This is a genomic window from Pseudomonas sp. RW407, assembly GCF_003176655.1.
GTDB classification, from domain to species: domain Bacteria; phylum Pseudomonadota; class Gammaproteobacteria; order Pseudomonadales; family Pseudomonadaceae; genus Pseudomonas; species Pseudomonas delhiensis.
Genome location: NZ_QGSL01000107.1, coordinates 1,001,760 through 1,017,131, shown reverse-complemented (window position 1 = coordinate 1,017,131; position 15,372 = coordinate 1,001,760). Strand labels below are relative to the sequence as shown.

Genomic DNA, 15,372 nt, shown 5'->3' with positions numbered 1-15,372 from the left:
GGCGATGCGCGAGGAGTTGACGCTGATCCAGTCAGCCAGCCTGAACGGGCATGATCCGCATGCCTACCTGAAGGACGTGCTCCCTCGCCTGCCGACACAGAAGGCAGCGCCCTGGCTGAGTTGCTACCGCACAACCAGGTCCCCGTCAGCAAGGTGTGATCGCTACTCGCTTACGCCACATGGACCCATCGAGCAGTTGAAGCCCTTCCATTCCTTACTACAGCTAGCCACTCAAATCAAACGCCAGAACAACGTAGGAGAGGCTTCTGCTTCAGAGCGGGAGTCGTTCCTGAGTAGATTTCGCATGGCACAGGATAGCGCCAACAAGACATGGGTAGAAACATGGGTAAAAAATGGAGCATACACAAAAAAGCCCCTAGAATCAGGGGCTTGTTTGTTTAATATGGCGGAGAGATAGGGATTTGAACCCTAGGAGCCATTGCTGACTCAACGGATTTCGAATCCGTCCCGTTCGACCACTCCGGCATCTCTCCGTGCGGCGCGCATCATACCAGCTTGATTGGCGAACGCGAAGCCTTCTTTCGAGAAATTTTCGCGTGCTATCAGATGCTTGCGCGCCTGGAACGGGTCAGAGCGGTACGCCCAGGCGCTGCGCCACTTCCTCGTAGGCCTCGATCACGCCGCCCAGGCCCTGGCGGAAGCGGTCCTTGTCCATCTTCTTGCGGGTTTCCTTGTCCCACAGGCGGCAGCCGTCGGGGCTGAATTCGTCGCCCAGGACGATCTGGCCGTGGAACACGCCGAATTCCAGCTTGAAGTCCACCAGCAGCAGGCCGGCGTCGTCGAACAGCTTGCTCAGCACTTCGTTGACCTTGAAGGAGTAGGACTTCATCTGCGCCAACTGTTCCAGGGTCGCCCAGCCGAAGGCCTGGACGTGGGATTCGTTGATGAAGGGGTCGCCCAGGGCGTCGTTCTTCAGGAACAGCTCGAAGGTCGGCGGGTTGAGCTGCAGGCCCTCTTCCACGCCCAGGCGGCGCACCAGGCTGCCGGCGGCGTAGTTGCGCACCACGCATTCGACCGGAATCATCGCCAGCTTCTTCACCAGCACTTCGTTGTCGGCCAGCAGCTTGTCGAACTGGGTCGGGATGCCCGCTGCTTCCAGCTTCTGCATGATGAAGGCGTTGAACTTGTTGTTCACCATACCCTTGCGGTCCAGCTGCTCGATGCGCTTGCCGTCGAACGCCGAGGTGTCGTTGCGGAACAGCAGGACGAGGCGGTCGGGGTCGTCGGTGGTGTAAACCGATTTGGCCTTGCCGCGATAGAGTTCTTCGCGTTTTTCCATGATGGGCTCCGCTTGCTAGGTTGGTAGGGGGTCAGGCGATTTCGCGCCAGTCCAGCCCCGAATGCTGATCGGCTACCTGCAGCCAGTCCGGGTCGCACCCGAGGGTGTCGACGAAACATTGCCGGGCCAGTTGCGGCGTGTTGTTCTTTTCGCTGAGGTGGGCCAGCACCAGGTGCTGCAGCCCTTCCCAGCCCAATTCCGCGACGAACTGCGCGGATTGCTGGTTGTTCAGGTGTCCCCACTGGCCGCCCACGCGGACCTTCAGCGGGTAGGGATAGGGGCCGCGCGCCAGCATGTCGCTGTCGTGGTTGGCCTCCACCACCAGGGCATCCAGGCCACGATAGCACTCCAGTACCTCGGCGGTGACGCTGCCCAGGTCGGTGAGCTGGCCGAAACGCCGCCGGCCATCGGAAATCACGTATTGCAACGGCTCGCGGGCATCGTGGGCCACGCCCACCGCGGTCACTTCCAGGCCCTTGAGCTGCAGGCGCTGGCCGGCCTTGAGCAGGCCCGCCGGCTGCAGCGGCTTGCGCAGCCCGCGCAGGGTGCCGTCGCTGAGGTACACGGGCGTACCGTAATGCCGAGCCAGCAGTTCGACGCCGTGGACATGATCGGAATGCTCGTGGGTCACCAGGATGGCGTCCAGCTCGCCGGGTTGTACACCCAGGCGAGCCAGACGTTTCAGGGTTTCACGCAGCGGAAAGCCGCAATCGATCAGTACCCGGGTGTCAGAACTGGTCACCAAGGCCGAATTGCCCCGGCTTCCGCTCCCCAGGACCGCGAAACGCATTGCGCATGCTCTCTTGAAGTTTTTCCAGGACGCTCTGCGCGACGTCGGCCGGCGCGGAGGTGTTGATGTCCTTGTCGAGGGTGACCTGCACCGTGTTGCTCACGGTGGTCAGGCGCACCTGGTAGCGCTGCGCCTTGGCGTCTTCCTCGGCCTTGGCCTTCTCTTCGCTGGCGCCGAACAGGCGGCTGAAGAAGCCCGGCTTCTTCGCTTCCTCGAGCTTCTTCGCGCCCTCGGCGACGTTCACGTAGTAAACGCCCAGGCTGCGGTTGAGGTCGTCGACGCGAATGTCGGCGCGTTCCAGGGCGCGGCCGACGCTGACCCAGGCGCGGTCGAAGTCGGAGTCGAGGGTCAGCATCGGGTTGCCGTTGCCGTCCTTCTCCAGGTTCACGCTGCCGGGGGTGTCGTAGGTGGAATGTGCGGCCAGCAGCGACACCGAACCGCCCTTCTCGGCGCTGGTGGACATGTTGGCGAGCATTTCGTCGAGCAGCGCGGCGTCCAGCGCCGGCACCGCCGGCTTGCTCGGCCAGTCGGCGCTGGCGCTGCTGCCGGCCGGACGGGTTTCGCTGAGGACGTAGACTTCGCTGGTGTTGGTCTGCACGCCCGGCTCGATGCGCACGCGCACGCGTGCCTCGCTGCTCGGGTCGACGCCGGCGACGCGGCTGCCCAGGCGGCGGGCCAGAGGCGCCGAGAGCTGCGTCAGCGGCTGCCAGTTGGTGGAGAACTCGCCGGTCTGCGGGCGCTCGTCGGCGAAGGAGAAGCCGTTGTCCTGGAAGAACTGGTGGGCCACCGGCCAGACTTCCGCCGGCGGGCGCTGGGCGATCAGCCAGCGCGAGTCGCCGCTCTTCTGCAGGCTGTAGTCGCTGGAGCTGGCGGCGTTGGCCAGGGGCACCGGGCGCGGCACCTCGAATTCGCCGGCCTTCTCGTGGCTGTCGGCGATGTTCATCGGGATCGGCAGCAGCGGGTCGAGTTGCTTGCTCTGCAGCCCTTCGGGCACCTTCATCGGCCCGGTCTGCCGGGAATCCAGGTAGTCGGTGCCACGGTCACGGAAATAGCCATCCTTGCCCCACAGCCAGCCGCAGCCGGAAGTGTTGCCGATGACCAGGGCGAGCGCGGTCAGTCCTGCCAGTCGCTTCATGCGCGATGCTCCTCAGGCCAGCACGCCGGTCTGGCGCATGGCCTGACGCAGCGGCTCGTGGCAACGGGGGCTGAGCCAGGTCAGGGGCAGGCGGATGCCCTCGGGGATCAGGCCCATCTCGTGCAGGGCCCATTTCACCGGAATGGGGTTGGATTCGATGAACAGCGCCTTGTGCAGCGGCATCAGGCGGTCGTTGATGGCGCGCGCGGCGGCGGCGTCACCGCGCATGGCGGCGGCGCACAGCTCGCTCATGGCGCGCGGGGCGACGTTGGCGGTCACCGAGATGTTGCCCTTGCCGCCCATCAGCATCAGCTCGACGGCGGTGGCGTCGTCGCCGGAGTAGACCAGGAAGTCCTTGCCGACGCGGTCCAGCACTTCCTTGCCGCGCTGCAGGTCGCCGGTGGCTTCCTTGATGCCGATGATGTTCGGCACCTTGGACAGGCGCTCGACGGTCTCCGGCAGCATGTCGCAGGCGGTGCGGCCGGGCACGTTGTAGAGGATCTGCGGGATGGCGACGGCTTCGGCGATGTGGCGGAAGTGCTGGTACAGGCCTTCCTGGGTCGGCTTGTTGTAGTACGGGGTGACCAGCAGGCAGGCGTCGGCGCCGCCGCTCTTGGCCGCCTCGGTCAGCTCGACCGCCTCGCGGGTGGAGTTGGCGCCGGTACCGGCGATCACCGGGATGCGGCCCTTGACCTGGTCGACCACGCGGCGGATGACCTCGAGGTGCTCGGCCACGTCGAGGGTCGCCGACTCACCGGTGGTGCCGACGGCGACTATGGCGTTGGTACCTTCCTGCAGGTGGAAGTCCACCAGCTTGGCAAGGCTGTCCCAGTCCAGTCGACCCTGAGCATCGAAGGGGGTGACCAGCGCCACCATACTGCCCGCAATCATGCAACCGCTCCTGCCGGAAAAAGAAAGCCGTAATGGTACTGGTGCCACCTGCCTTGCACAAGCTGAGCGCGGCGCGCGGCGCACGCCGGACATTCCCCTGGCGGCCGCTTTTCGCTACCCTTTCCCCTTTGTCGACGCGGCCCTCTTGGCCGCCCATCCCAGGAAAGCTGCATGTCCGCCTCACACCCCCGTGAACAATTCCTGCTGATCAGTGCCCTGGGGCCCAACCCCATGGAGCTGACCAGCGTGCTCTGCCGCACCTGCGTGGACAACCGCTGCTCGGTCGTCAGCAGCCGCCTGACCCGCCATGGCGAGTTCAGCGCGCTGGTGCTCCAGGTATCCGGCAGCTGGGACGCCCTGGCCCGCCTCGAGGGCGGCCTGCCGGCGCTGGCCAAGCGCCACGCCTTCACCCTCAGCGTCACCCGCAGCAACGCCCACGTCACCCGCGCCCAGGCCCTGCCCTACGTGGCGTACGTCAGCGCGGTGTACCGCCCGGACATCCTCAACGAGCTGTGCCAGTTCTTCATCGACCACAACATCGAGCTGGAGAACCTCACCTGCGACACCTACCAGGCGCCGCACACCAACACCAGCATGCTCAACGCCACCATCACCGTGACGCTGCCGGCCGGCACCCAGATCAGCTGGCTGCGCGACCAGTTCCTCGATTTCGCCGACGCCCTGAACCTGGACGCGCTGATCGAGCCCTGGCGCCCGCAGCACCCGTAAGGCCCCATTGTTTCCAAGGAGAGCCCCATGGCTGTCGAACTCGACAAACCCGTCGCCGATTTCCAGGCCCCGGCCACCAGCGGCCAGCAGGTGCAGCTCTCGGCCCTGAAGGGCCGGCAGGTGGTGCTGTACTTCTACCCCAAGGACAGCACCCCGGGCTGCACCACCGAAGGCCAGGGCTTCCGCGACAAGATCGAGGCCTTCGCCAAGGCCAACACGGTGATCTTCGGCGTGTCCCGCGATGGCCTGAAGTCCCACGAGAACTTCAAGGCCAAGCAGTGCTTCCCCTTCGAGCTGATCAGCGACAAGGACGAGGCGCTGTGCGCGCTTTTCGATGTGATGAAAATGAAGATGCTCTATGGCGCCATGCGTAGAGTCGTCGACCGCAGCACCTTCCTGATCGACGCCAAGGGCGTGCTGCGCCGCGAGTGGCGCGGGGTCAAGGTGCCCGGCCACGTCGACGAGGTGCTCGCCGCCGCGCAGGAACTGGCCAAGGCCTGATCCCGACGCCCATGAAAAAGGCCGCTTTCGAGCGGCCTTTTTCGTTCACATCATCGGGCTGACCTGGGGCTGCGGCTCCGCCTGTCGCGGCCAGGCGTCGAGCACCGCCTTGACCAGGGTGGCCAGGGGGATGGCGAAGAACACCCCCCAGAAGCCCCACAGGCCGCCGAACAGCAGCACCGCGCAGATGATCGCCACCGGGTGCAGGTTCACCGCCTCGGAGAACAGCAGCGGCACCAGCACGTTGCCGTCCAGCGCCTGGATCACCGCGTGGGCGGCCATCAGGTAGATGAACTGGTCGCTCCAGCCCCACTGGAACAGGGCGATCAGCGCCACCGGCACGCTCACCACCACCGCGCCTATGTAGGGCACCACCACCGACAGGCCGACCAGCAGGGCCAGCAGCGCCGCGTAGTTCAGGCCCAGGGCGACGAAGGCCACGTAGGTGACGCCGCCGGTGATGATGATCTCGATCACCTTGCCGCGGATGTAGTTGGCGATCTGCTTGTCCATCTCCGCCCACACCTGCTTCATCAGCCCGCGCTCGCGCGGCAGGTAGCTGCGGAACCAGTTGTAGAAGCGCCGGCGGTCCTTGAGGAAGAAGAACACCAGGATCGGCACCAGCACCAGGTAGATCATCACGTTGACCACCACCGGCAGGCCCGACAGGGAGAAGGTCAGCGCCCACTGGCCGAGCTGGCCCAGTTCGCTGCGCGCGGTCTCGATCAGGCGCAGCACCTGCTCCTCGGTGACCATCGCCGGGTAGCGCTCGGGCAGCATCAGCAGCACCGACTGCCATTCGCCGAACATCCGCGGCAGCTCGTTGAACAGGGTGAACAGCTGCTTCCAGACCAGCGGCACCAGCACCAGCAGGAACAGCGCGAGCATGCCCAGGAACAGCGCGTAGACCAGCCACAGGGCGAACAACCGCGGCACCCGCAGGCGTTCCAGGTGGCCCTGCAGGCCCTTGATCAGGAAGGCGATGACCATGGCCGCGAGCACCGGCGCGAGCATGCTGCCGAAGGCCAGGATGACGGTGAAGCCAAGGGCCAGGATGACCGCCAGCACCACTGCTTCCTCGTCGGAAAAGTAGCGCTGCATCCAGCCTTGCAGAACTTTGAGCATCGGGGTTCCTGCGATCGATGAGGGCGCCGTCCCGGGCGCCCCGGGGCGGGCTATTTCTTGCGCAACCAGTAGCGGTACAGGCCGTCTTCGACCTCTTCGCGCAGCAACTGGTGCCCGGCCAACTGGGCGAAGGCGCGGAAATCGCGCTGCGAGCCGGCGTCGGTGGCCGTCACCTTGAGCACCTGGCCACTGGCCAGGCGGTTGAGTTCCAGCTTGGCCTTGAGCAGGGGCAAGGGACAATTGAGACCGCTGGCGTCCAGTTCCGCGTCACAAGAGATTTCAGCGGACGAGACAGAAGGCATGGCGAACACTCCGCAGTGGGCGCTCAAGAATACCGAATCCGTTGGAAAACTGCCCGGCCCGCGGCTTTAAGCAAACCTTCATGCGCGCGGGCTACAACGAACCATCGGGCCCGTGCCCGGCCGCGCGGCCAGCGTCCGCCAACCTAGGCAGTGGCGACGGCCTGCGGCTAAAGTAGAGGCTTTCCCGGATCGAGCCCTTGTACATGAAAGTACTGCGCCCCGCCCTGCTGTCGCTTGCCTGCCTGCTGGCCATGCCCACCCTGGCCGACGACCTGCCCGCCCTGGGCGACGCCAGCTCGTCCATCGTCTCGCCGGAGCAGGAGTTCCAGCTCGGCCGCGCCTGGCTGAGCATGCTGCGCAACCAGGTCGACTCGATCAACGACACCCAGCTCAAGGACTTCGTCGAAAGCAGCGTCTACCGCCTGGCGGAAACCAGCGACCTGCAGGACCACCGCCTGGCCTTCATCCTGATCAAGGACCCGCAGATCAACGCCTTCGCCGCCCCCGGCGGCGTCATCGGCGTCAACGGTGGCCTGTTCCTCTACGCCCAGACCGAAGGCGAGTACGCCGCGGTGCTGGCCCACGAACTCGGCCACCTGATCCAGCGCCACTTCGCCCGTGGCCTGGAAGCGCAGAAGCAGATGCAACTGCCGGTGATGGCGGCGATGCTCGCCGGCATCGTGGCCGCCGCGGCGGGCGCCGGAGACGCCGGCATCGCCGCCATCGCCTCGACCCAGGCGGCGGCGATCCAGAACCAGCTGCGCTTCTCCCGGCAGAACGAACAGGAAGCCGACCGCGTCGGGGTGACCAACATGGTCCGCGCCGGCTACGACCCGCGCTCCATGCCGACCATGTTCGAGCGCCTGGCGCGGCAGTACCGCTACGACGCCCGGCCGCCGGAATTCCTCCTCACCCACCCGGTGACCGACTCGCGTATCGCCGACACCCGCAACCGCGCCGAGCAGTACCCGCAAGGCGGCAAGGAAGACTCGCTGCGCTACCAGCAGATGCGCGCCCGCGTGCAGCTGCTCTTCGAGGAAACCCCGGGCATCGCCGGCAAGCGCTTCCGCGCCATGCTCGACGACAACCCCAAGCTCGACGCCGCGCGCTACGGCCTGGCGCTGTCGCAGATCCGCGTCGGCCAGCTCAACGACGCCCGCGCCACCCTCCAGCAACTGCTGGCCAAGGCACCCAACGACGTGCCCTACAACCTGGCCCAGGTCGACCTGGACATCACCTCGAACAAGCTCGGCGACGCCCTCGCCCGGGTGCAGCGCCTGCTCGGCCAGTACCCCGGCAACTACCCGCTGATCCAGGCCCAGGCCGACATCCTGATCAAGCAGAACAAGGCCGCCGACGCCGAGAAGATCCTGCTCAAGCTGAGCCAGGACCGCCCGCTGGACCCGGACGTCTGGAGCCGTCTGGCCGACGCCCGCACCATCGACGGCAACGCCATCGGCGTGCACCAGGCCCGCGCCGAGTACCTGGCGCTGACCGGCGACTACCCCTCGGCCATCGAGCAACTGGACTTCGCCAAGCGCCGCGCCGGCGGCAACTTCACCCTGGCGGCCAAGCTGGACGCGCGCCAGCAGGCGTTCCGCGAGCAGGAGAAGATCCTCAAGGAAATGATGCGCGGTTAACCGGCCTGGCGGCCGGATCGCGGTCGTAGGAGCGATTGCGGGCTCTTCGTAGGAGCGAGCTTGCTCGCGAACAGGCTCCGCTGCGGGGCTTATTCGCGAGCAAGCTCGCTCCTACGAGAAGCAATGCCCGCCGGCAGGGTAGGAGGACCTTGTCCGCGATAGCCGGACGTCCCGGCGCGATTCGCGGATGAGATCCGCACCTACGCAACCCCACCCGCGCCATTCCCCTGTAGGAGCGGGCCCTGCCCGCGATTCGCGCGCAGGGCGCGCTCCTACAGTAAAAGAAAAGCCCGGCATCGCCGGGCTTTTTCATGTCCGCTGGAAGGCTCAGGCGTTGCCCGCCACCTTCAGCCTGGCGGCCTGGGTGAACTCCAGCATGCGCTTGAGCGGGCGGATGGCCCGCGGGATCAGCGCCGGGTCGACGAAGATCTCGCCGCTGCCTTCCTTCAGGCAGGCCAGGGTGCGTTCCAGGGTGTTCATGGCCATCCACGGGCAGTGCGCGCAGCTGCGGCAGGCCGCGCCGTTGCCGGCGGTGGGGGCCTCGATGAATTCCTTGTCCGGGCACAGCTGCTGCATCTTGTAGAAGATGCCGCGGTCGGTGGCGACGATGAAGCGCTTGTTCGGCAGGGTCTGCGCGGCCTTGATCAGTTGGCTGGTGGAGCCCACCGCGTCGGCCAGCTCGACCACCGCCTCGGGCGATTCGGGGTGGACCAGGATGGCCGCGTCCGGGTACAGCGCCTTGAGGTCTTCCAGCTGCTTGGCCTTGAACTCCTCGTGGACGATGCAGGCGCCGTCCCAGAGCAGCATGTCGGCGCCGGTCTCGCGCTGGATGTAGCGCCCCAGGTGCTGGTCGGGGGCCCAGAGGATGGGCTCGCCGTTGTCCATCAGGTGCTCGACGATCTCCACCGCGCAGCTGGAGGTCACCACCCAGTCGGCGCGCGCCTTCACCGCCGCCGAGGTGTTGGCGTAGACCACCACGGTGCGTTCCGGGTGCTGGTCGCAGAAGGCCGAGAACTCCTCCACCGGGCAGCCCAGGTCCAGCGAGCAGGTAGCGTCCAGGGTCGGCATCAGCACGCGCTTCTCGGGGTTGAGGATCTTCGCCGTCTCGCCCATGAAGCGCACCCCGGCCACCACCACGGTCTGCGCCGGGTGCTGGTTGCCGAAGCGGGCCATCTCCAGGGAGTCGGAGACGCAACCGCCGGTCTCCTCGGCCAGGGCCTGGATCACCGGGTCGCAATAGTAGTGCGCCACCAGCACGGCGTTCTGCGCCTTCAGCTCGGCGGCGATGGCCGCGCGGTACTCGGCCTCTTCCTGCGCGCTCAGCACACGGGGCTGCTTGGCGGCGAGGTGGGCCTGGACCAGGAGGCGTTCGGATATCTGCGTCATGTCTTCACTGCACCTGCGGGGGTACGACCAGCTATGGGGGCGATTTTACATCGCCGCGAAAGCGAGCGCGCGATCTTGCGGGGAAAGCCGCCGGGAGGCAAGCGCCGGCCGGCCGCGGGAACTTGTCGCATTCCATCAAGAGCCCGCGGTTGCGCTCCCCTAGATTGCTCCTCAACGAGCCCCCATCCCGAGGGGCGGTGCCTGGAGGAAACCAGACATGCGATCCGTCGAGCAGATCAAGCACAGCACCCGCGTCGAAGGCTGGGCCGAGCAGCGCCCGGAGGAAGCCTTCACCCTCCCCTCGCGCTATTTCTTCGACCCGACCATCTTCGCCGCCGAGCGCGACCGCATCTTCATGAGCGCCTGGCACCTGGCCGGGCACCGCAACGAATTCGCCGAGCCCGGGCAGTTCGTGGTCTGCGACATCTTCGACCAGAGCGTGGTGGTGGCCTGCGGCAACGACGGCAAGGTCAACGCCTTCCACAACGTCTGCCAGCACCGCGGCAACCGCCTGCTGGACGTGCGCCGCGGCGCCGACACCCGGGTGCTGCGCTGCGCCTACCACTCCTGGTGCTACGAGATGGACGGCAGCCTGCGCAGCGCGCCGCGCAGCGAGCGGCTGATCGCCTTCGACAAGCAGCGGTTCAACATCCCGAAACTGCGCGTCGAGGAACTCGGCGGCTTCGTCTACTTCAACTTCGACGCGCAGGCGCCGTCGATGACCGAGCTGTTCCCCGGCGCCGACCAGGAAATGCGCGAGGTCTTCCCCGACCTGGGCAGGATGCGCCTGATCGAGGAGCAGGACGTGATAGTCCCGGCCAACTGGAAGATCATCATGGACAACTCCATCGAGGGCTACCACTTCAAGCTCTCCGGGCCCTGCCACATAGATCTGGCCAAACTCATCGACTTCAAGGGCTACCGCTTGACCAAACGCGACAACTGGTGGACCTACATCGCCCCGGCCAACCTCGCCGCCGAGGAGGCCTACGGGGTGAAGCTGACGGGTGCGCGCAACCCCGACGAACGCTTCTTCAACATCGGCCTGTGGCCGAACAACACCTTCTACACCTTCCCGTTCTCCGGGTTCCTCGGCACCTTCATCATGATCCCGCTGGACGCCGAGCGCTCGCTGCTGCGCTTCGGCTACTACAGCCCCCACGAGGAAGCGCCGGCGGTGTCCCGCGCCTGCATGAAGTGGATGAACGAGGAACTGGGCCCGGAGGACATCGAACTCAACGTCAGCGTGCAGAAGGGCCTGCATTCCCTGGGCTACGACCAGGGCCGCTACATGATCGACGCCGAGCGCAGCAACGAGAGCGAGCACCTGGTGCACCACTTCCACAAGCTGGTGTTCGACGGCATCCGCTGAGGAGACAGGCCATGCTCGCCAAGGAGTACGACTACGTCATCGTCGGCGCCGGCTCGGCCGGCTGCGTGCTGGCGCGGCGCCTGGGCGCGGACCCGGCGCTGCGCATCCTGGTCCTGGAGGCCGGCCCGGCGGACCGCAGCTGGACCATCGACATGCCCTCAGCGGTGGGCATAGTGGTCGGCGGCACCCGCTACAACTGGAGCTACGCCAGCGAGCCGGAGCCCTGGCTCGACGGCCGGCGCATCGGCACCCCGCGCGGGCGCACCCTGGGCGGCTCCTCGTCGATCAACGGCATGGTCTACATCCGCGGCCATGCCCGCGACTACGACGGCTGGGCCGCGCGCGGCTGCGAAGGCTGGAGCTACCGCGAGGTACTGCCCTACTTCATCCGCGCGCAGACCCACCGCGACGGCGCCGACGCCTACCGCGGCGCCAGCGGGCCGCTGCACGTCACCCCCGGCGACACCTCGGCGCCGCTGTGCCGGGCCTTCCTCGACGCCGGCCAGGAAGCCGGCTACGGCTACAGCGCCGACCTCAACGGCCAGCGCCAGGAAGCCTTCGGCCCGGTGGACCGCACCACCCGCGACGGCAGGCGCTGGAGCACCGCGCGCGGCTACCTGGCCGAAGCCCTGGCCGGCGGCAACGTGACGGTGGCGACCTCGGCGCTGAGCCGGCGCATCCTCTTCGACGGCGACACGGCCTGCGGCGTGGAGTTCGAGATGGACGGCCAGCTGCGGCAGGTCCGCGCGCGCCGCGAGGTGCTGCTGAGCGCCGGGGCGATCAATTCGCCGCAGTTGCTGATGCTATCCGGCGTCGGCCCGGCCGAGGAGCTGCAAAGCCTGGGCATCCGCCCGCTGCACGACCTGCCCGGCGTCGGCCAGCGCCTCAACGACCACCCGGACACCGTGGTGCAGTACCGCTGCAAGCGCCCGGTGAGCATTTACCCCTGGACCCGCGCGCCGGGCAAATGGCTGGTGGGCGCGCGCTGGTTCGCCCGCCACGACGGCCTGGCGGCGAGCAACCACTTCGAGGCCGGCGCCTTCATCCGCTCGCGGGCCGGCGTCGAGCACCCCGACCTGCAGCTGACCTTCATGCCCCTGGCGGTGCAGCCGGGCAGCGTCGACCTGGTGCCCGGCCACGCCTTCCAGGTGCACATCGACCTGATGCGCCCCACCAGCCTGGGCAGCGTCGCGCTCGCCAGCGCCGACCCGCGCCAGGCGCCGCGCATCCTCTTCAACTACCTGAAGACCGAGCGCGACCGCGAGGACATGCGCGCCGGCGTCCGCCTGGTGCGCGAGGTGCTGGCGCAGCCGGCGATGCGCGCCTTCGCCGGCGAGGAACTGGTGCCCGGCGCCAACCAGCTCAGCGACGCCCAGCTCGACGCCTGGGCCCGCCGCGTCACAGAAACCGGCTACCACGCCAGCGGCACCTGCAAGATGGGCCCGGCCGGCGACGCCGAGGCGGTGGTCGACCCACAGCTGCGGGTGCACGGCCTGCGCGGCTTGCGGGTGGTGGACGCGTCGATCATGCCGGAGATCGTCAGCGGCAACACCAACGCGCCGACGGTGATGATCGCCGAGAAGGCCAGCGACCTGATCCTCGGCCGCACACCGCTGCCGCCCAGCGACGCGCCGGTGTGGCTGCACCCACGCTGGCGCGACTGCCAGCGCTGACGCGGCCCTTGCCAAACCCGGCCCGCTGCCTTTGCATAGAGGCCGCGGGCCTTTCCCCTCCACGAGGCGCCGGCCGAAGCAGCCGCCGCCCAGCACAGTGCCGGATGCAGCCATGATCACCACCGACCGCGCCAACCAGCCCCAGCGCATCGGCATCCTGCTGATGCCGTGCTTCTCCAACTTCGGCCTGGCGGCGCTGATCGAGCCGCTGTCCATCGCCAACTGGCTGGCCCAGCGCAAGCTGTTCGACTGGACGCTGCTGTCGCTGGACGGCAAGCCGGTGCCGGCCAGCAACGGCCTGCTCGCCGCCACCCAGCAGGGCATCGGCGAGCCGGGCGAGTTCGACGTCTGCGCGGTGATCGCCAGCTTCGACGTGCACCGCCACGCCCGCGACGCCGCGCTCAAGGCCTGGCTCAAGCGCCAGGCGGCGTTCGGCGCGGTGCTGATGGGCATCGAGACCGGTAGCGAGCTGCTGGCCGCCGCCGGCGTGCTCGACGGGCACCCCGCCGCGGTGCACTGGGACAACCTGCAGGGCTTCCAGGAAAGCTACCCGCGCGTGCAGGCCCGCGCCCAGCTATACAGCGTCGGCCGCAAGCGCCTGACCTGCGCCGGCGCCACCGCGGTGCTGGACATGATGCTGGGCTGGCTGGAGGGCGCGGCCGGCGCCGACCTGGCCCGCGAGGTGGCGATGCACATGCTGGTGGAACGGGTGCGCGAGCCCCAGGTCGGCCAGGTCAGCGGCTTCCAGCACCGCCTGCACGCCCAGGCCGGGCGCCTGGGGCGGGCCATCGCGCTGATGGAGCAGCACCTGGAGGAGCCGCTGAGCTGCGAGGCGCTGGCCGCGCGCGTCGGCCTGTCGCGCCGCCAGCTGGAGCGGCAGTTCATGCAGCACACCGGGCTGACGCCGCTGAAGTACTACCTGGCCCTGCGCCTGGCGCGGGCCCACAACCTGCTGCAGCAGACGCGCATGAGCGTCGCCCAGGTCGCCGCCAGCGCCGGCTTCGGCTCGCTGGAGCACTTCTCCCGCGCCTACCGCGCGCGCTTCGGCTGCGCGCCGAGCAACGACCGCTCGCAGAGCCTGGAGGCGCCGGTCATGCGCCAGCCCCTGGCGCACGACCGGCTGCCCGCTCAGTTGCGGTAGTCCGGCTCCTCCTCGTCGAGGATGCCCTGCAGCGCGGCGAAGTGGCGCTGGGCGAAGTCCGGGTAGTCCTGCCACTGCCGGGCGGTCTTGCGCGCCACCTCGTCGCTGGCGATGCGCAGCGGGCGGCCGGTGGCCAGCGCGGTGAGGTAGAGCTCGCAGGCGCGCTCGAAGTAGTACAGGTCGTCGAAGGCCTGGGCCACGCTGGGCGCCGCCACCAGCACGCCGTGGTTGCCCATCAGCAGGATCGGCTTGTCGCCCAGTTGGCGGCTCACCCGCTCGGCCTCGTCGCCCAGGCCCATGCCGTCGAAGCCTTCGTCGATGGCCACGCGCTCGAAGAAGCGCATGGCATTCTGCTCGATGGGCGGCAGCCGCGAATCGGCCAGGCAGGCCAGCGCGGTGGCGTATTTCGAATGCACGTGGAGGATGCAGCGGGCGTGCGGATGGCGCCGGTGCAGCGCGCCGTGCAGGGCCCAGGCGGTGATGTCCGGGGCGTCGGGGCGGTCCAGCGCCGATGGGTCGTCGGCATCCAGCACCAGCAGGTCGCGGGCGCGGATGCGCGAGAAGTGCCGGCCGTAGGGGTTGATCAGGAAGCGCCGGCCGTCCTCGGACACGGCCAGGCTGAAGTGGTTGGCGATGGCCTCGTGCAGGCCCAGGCGCGCGGCCCAGCGGAAGGCGCAGGCCAGCTCGGCGCGGGCCGCGGCATGGGCCTCGGGAAAGGCGATGGCTTCGTTGTGCATGGCGGCGGCTCCTCGAGACGGGCGCACCCGGCGGGCGCGCATCCGTTGGCCCCGAGTCTAGGGAGCGGGCCGGCGTCGGCTTGACGCGATGCGACGGCCCCTGTCGCGAAGGCTCTGGAACGGGCCTCGGCGCCCTGCCCTGCGGGCATATTTTTCATGCCGCAAAGGCATGAGGGCATCCGGAGAATCCGCCAAGCCTTAGTGCCACGCCGCCTGCAGCGGTCCGCGCGAATCGCTTATTCCCTAAGGAAATTTAAATAAGGCAAACAATTACTTTAACAGCTAAGGCTCTCCCTCAATCATCTAGTCCGAACCCGGCGCCCCCACGGCGCCGCGCTTTTCCAGGTCGTCGCTAGAAACCCGAGGAGATCGTCCATGGCCAACCCCCAGCCCGCCGTCGCGCAGGACCCGCGCCTGCGCCCTGCGCCCGGTGGCGATATGGTCGAGCTGGGCCGGCCGCCGCGCCCGCCCCTGCAGCTGGTACGCCACGTGCCGGCGAAGCACAGCGTGCTGGGCCGCCGCGAAGCGCTGCTGCTCGGCCTGCTGGTCCTGACCCTGCATGGCTCCGTGGCCTACTGGCTGAGCCAGCAACCCACGCCCAAGCTGCCCGAGGTGCCGCCGCAGGTACCGCCCATGACCATCGAATTCAG

At 67.9% G+C, this 15,372-nt stretch carries 14 protein-coding genes, 1 tRNA gene and 2 pseudogenes; 8 read left to right on the top strand and 9 right to left on the bottom strand.

Features of this window, described 5'->3' with window-relative positions:
* Positions 1–16: 16 nt before the first annotated feature.
* Positions 17–159: pseudogene (locus tag DK254_RS28745) on the top strand (transposase domain-containing protein); the annotation flags it as partial.
* Between the two features lie 245 nt (positions 160–404).
* Here DK254_RS28745 and DK254_RS28740 read toward each other — a convergent pair.
* From DK254_RS28740 to dapA, 5 genes are all read right to left on the bottom strand, one after another.
* Positions 405–494 (bottom strand) — tRNA-Ser (locus DK254_RS28740).
* A 95-nt stretch (positions 495–589) separates the two neighbouring features.
* A complete protein-coding gene (gene purC / locus DK254_RS28735; protein ID WP_109936546.1) occupies positions 590–1,300 on the bottom strand; it encodes a phosphoribosylaminoimidazolesuccinocarboxamide synthase in 711 nt (236 codons plus the stop codon).
* A gap of 31 nt (positions 1,301–1,331) precedes the next feature.
* A complete protein-coding gene (locus tag DK254_RS28730; protein WP_089393118.1) occupies positions 1,332–2,090 on the bottom strand; it encodes an MBL fold metallo-hydrolase in 759 nt (252 codons plus the stop codon).
* Entirely contained in the window at positions 2,029–3,225 is a 1,197-nt protein-coding gene (gene bamC / locus DK254_RS28725; RefSeq protein ID WP_089393119.1) for an outer membrane protein assembly factor BamC, read from the bottom strand. The genes DK254_RS28730 and bamC overlap by 62 nt, the downstream gene beginning before the upstream one ends.
* 12 nt (positions 3,226–3,237) lie before the next feature.
* Entirely contained in the window at positions 3,238–4,116 is an 879-nt protein-coding gene (gene dapA / locus DK254_RS28720) for a 4-hydroxy-tetrahydrodipicolinate synthase (protein ID WP_089393120.1), read from the bottom strand.
* Positions 4,117–4,287: 171 nt separating this feature from the next.
* Between dapA and DK254_RS28715 the strand changes: the two genes are divergently transcribed.
* The gene (locus tag DK254_RS28715; protein ID WP_058072912.1) at positions 4,288–4,845 is read left to right on the top strand and encodes a glycine cleavage system protein R; all 558 of its coding nucleotides are present in this window, start codon (positions 4,288–4,290) and stop codon (positions 4,843–4,845) included.
* 27 nt (positions 4,846–4,872) lie between these two features.
* Complete coding sequence (locus DK254_RS28710; RefSeq protein ID WP_109936545.1) at positions 4,873–5,346, top strand: peroxiredoxin; 474 nt, start codon at positions 4,873–4,875, stop codon at positions 5,344–5,346.
* A 45-nt stretch (positions 5,347–5,391) separates the two neighbouring features.
* On the opposite strand, the gene DK254_RS28705 is transcribed toward DK254_RS28710, so the two are convergent.
* A complete protein-coding gene (locus tag DK254_RS28705; protein ID WP_089393122.1) occupies positions 5,392–6,471 on the bottom strand; it encodes an AI-2E family transporter in 1,080 nt (359 codons plus the stop codon).
* 50 nt (positions 6,472–6,521) lie between these two features.
* Positions 6,522–6,773, bottom strand: a complete 252-nt coding sequence (locus DK254_RS28700; protein ID WP_089393123.1) for a sulfurtransferase TusA family protein — start codon at positions 6,771–6,773, stop codon at positions 6,522–6,524.
* A 203-nt stretch (positions 6,774–6,976) separates the two neighbouring features.
* Between DK254_RS28700 and DK254_RS28695 the strand changes: the two genes are divergently transcribed.
* Positions 6,977–8,413: a M48 family metalloprotease gene (locus DK254_RS28695; protein ID WP_109936544.1), complete on the top strand. Its 1,437-nt coding sequence runs from the start codon at positions 6,977–6,979 to the stop codon at positions 8,411–8,413.
* Positions 8,414–8,740: 327 nt separating this feature from the next.
* Here the strand turns inward: DK254_RS28695 and nadA are convergent, their stop codons facing one another.
* Positions 8,741–9,799 carry a quinolinate synthase NadA gene (gene nadA, locus DK254_RS28690; protein WP_089393125.1) on the bottom strand — a complete coding sequence of 353 codons (1,059 nt, stop codon included), beginning with the start codon at positions 9,797–9,799 and terminating at the stop codon, positions 8,741–8,743.
* A gap of 217 nt (positions 9,800–10,016) precedes the next feature.
* Between nadA and DK254_RS28685 the strand changes: the two genes are divergently transcribed.
* The 3 genes from DK254_RS28685 to DK254_RS28675 all read left to right on the top strand — a co-directional run bounded on the left by DK254_RS28685 (position 10,017) and on the right by DK254_RS28675 (position 13,985).
* Positions 10,017–11,171: an aromatic ring-hydroxylating dioxygenase subunit alpha gene (locus DK254_RS28685; protein ID WP_109936543.1), complete on the top strand. Its 1,155-nt coding sequence runs from the start codon at positions 10,017–10,019 to the stop codon at positions 11,169–11,171.
* 11 nt (positions 11,172–11,182) lie between these two features.
* Positions 11,183–12,844, top strand: a complete 1,662-nt coding sequence (locus tag DK254_RS28680; RefSeq protein WP_109936542.1) for a choline dehydrogenase — start codon at positions 11,183–11,185, stop codon at positions 12,842–12,844.
* 112 nt (positions 12,845–12,956) lie between these two features.
* Positions 12,957–13,985, top strand: a complete 1,029-nt coding sequence (locus tag DK254_RS28675; protein WP_109936541.1) for a GlxA family transcriptional regulator — start codon at positions 12,957–12,959, stop codon at positions 13,983–13,985.
* Here the strand turns inward: DK254_RS28675 and DK254_RS28670 are convergent.
* The gene (locus tag DK254_RS28670) at positions 13,973–14,722 is read right to left on the bottom strand and encodes a class II aldolase and adducin N-terminal domain-containing protein (protein WP_109936540.1); all 750 of its coding nucleotides are present in this window, start codon (positions 14,720–14,722) and stop codon (positions 13,973–13,975) included. The two genes, DK254_RS28675 and DK254_RS28670, sit on opposite strands and share 13 nt — an antisense overlap.
* Before the next feature lie 375 nt (positions 14,723–15,097).
* Between DK254_RS28670 and DK254_RS34625 the strand changes: the two are divergent.
* Positions 15,098–15,372: pseudogene (locus tag DK254_RS34625) on the top strand (energy transducer TonB); the annotation flags it as partial.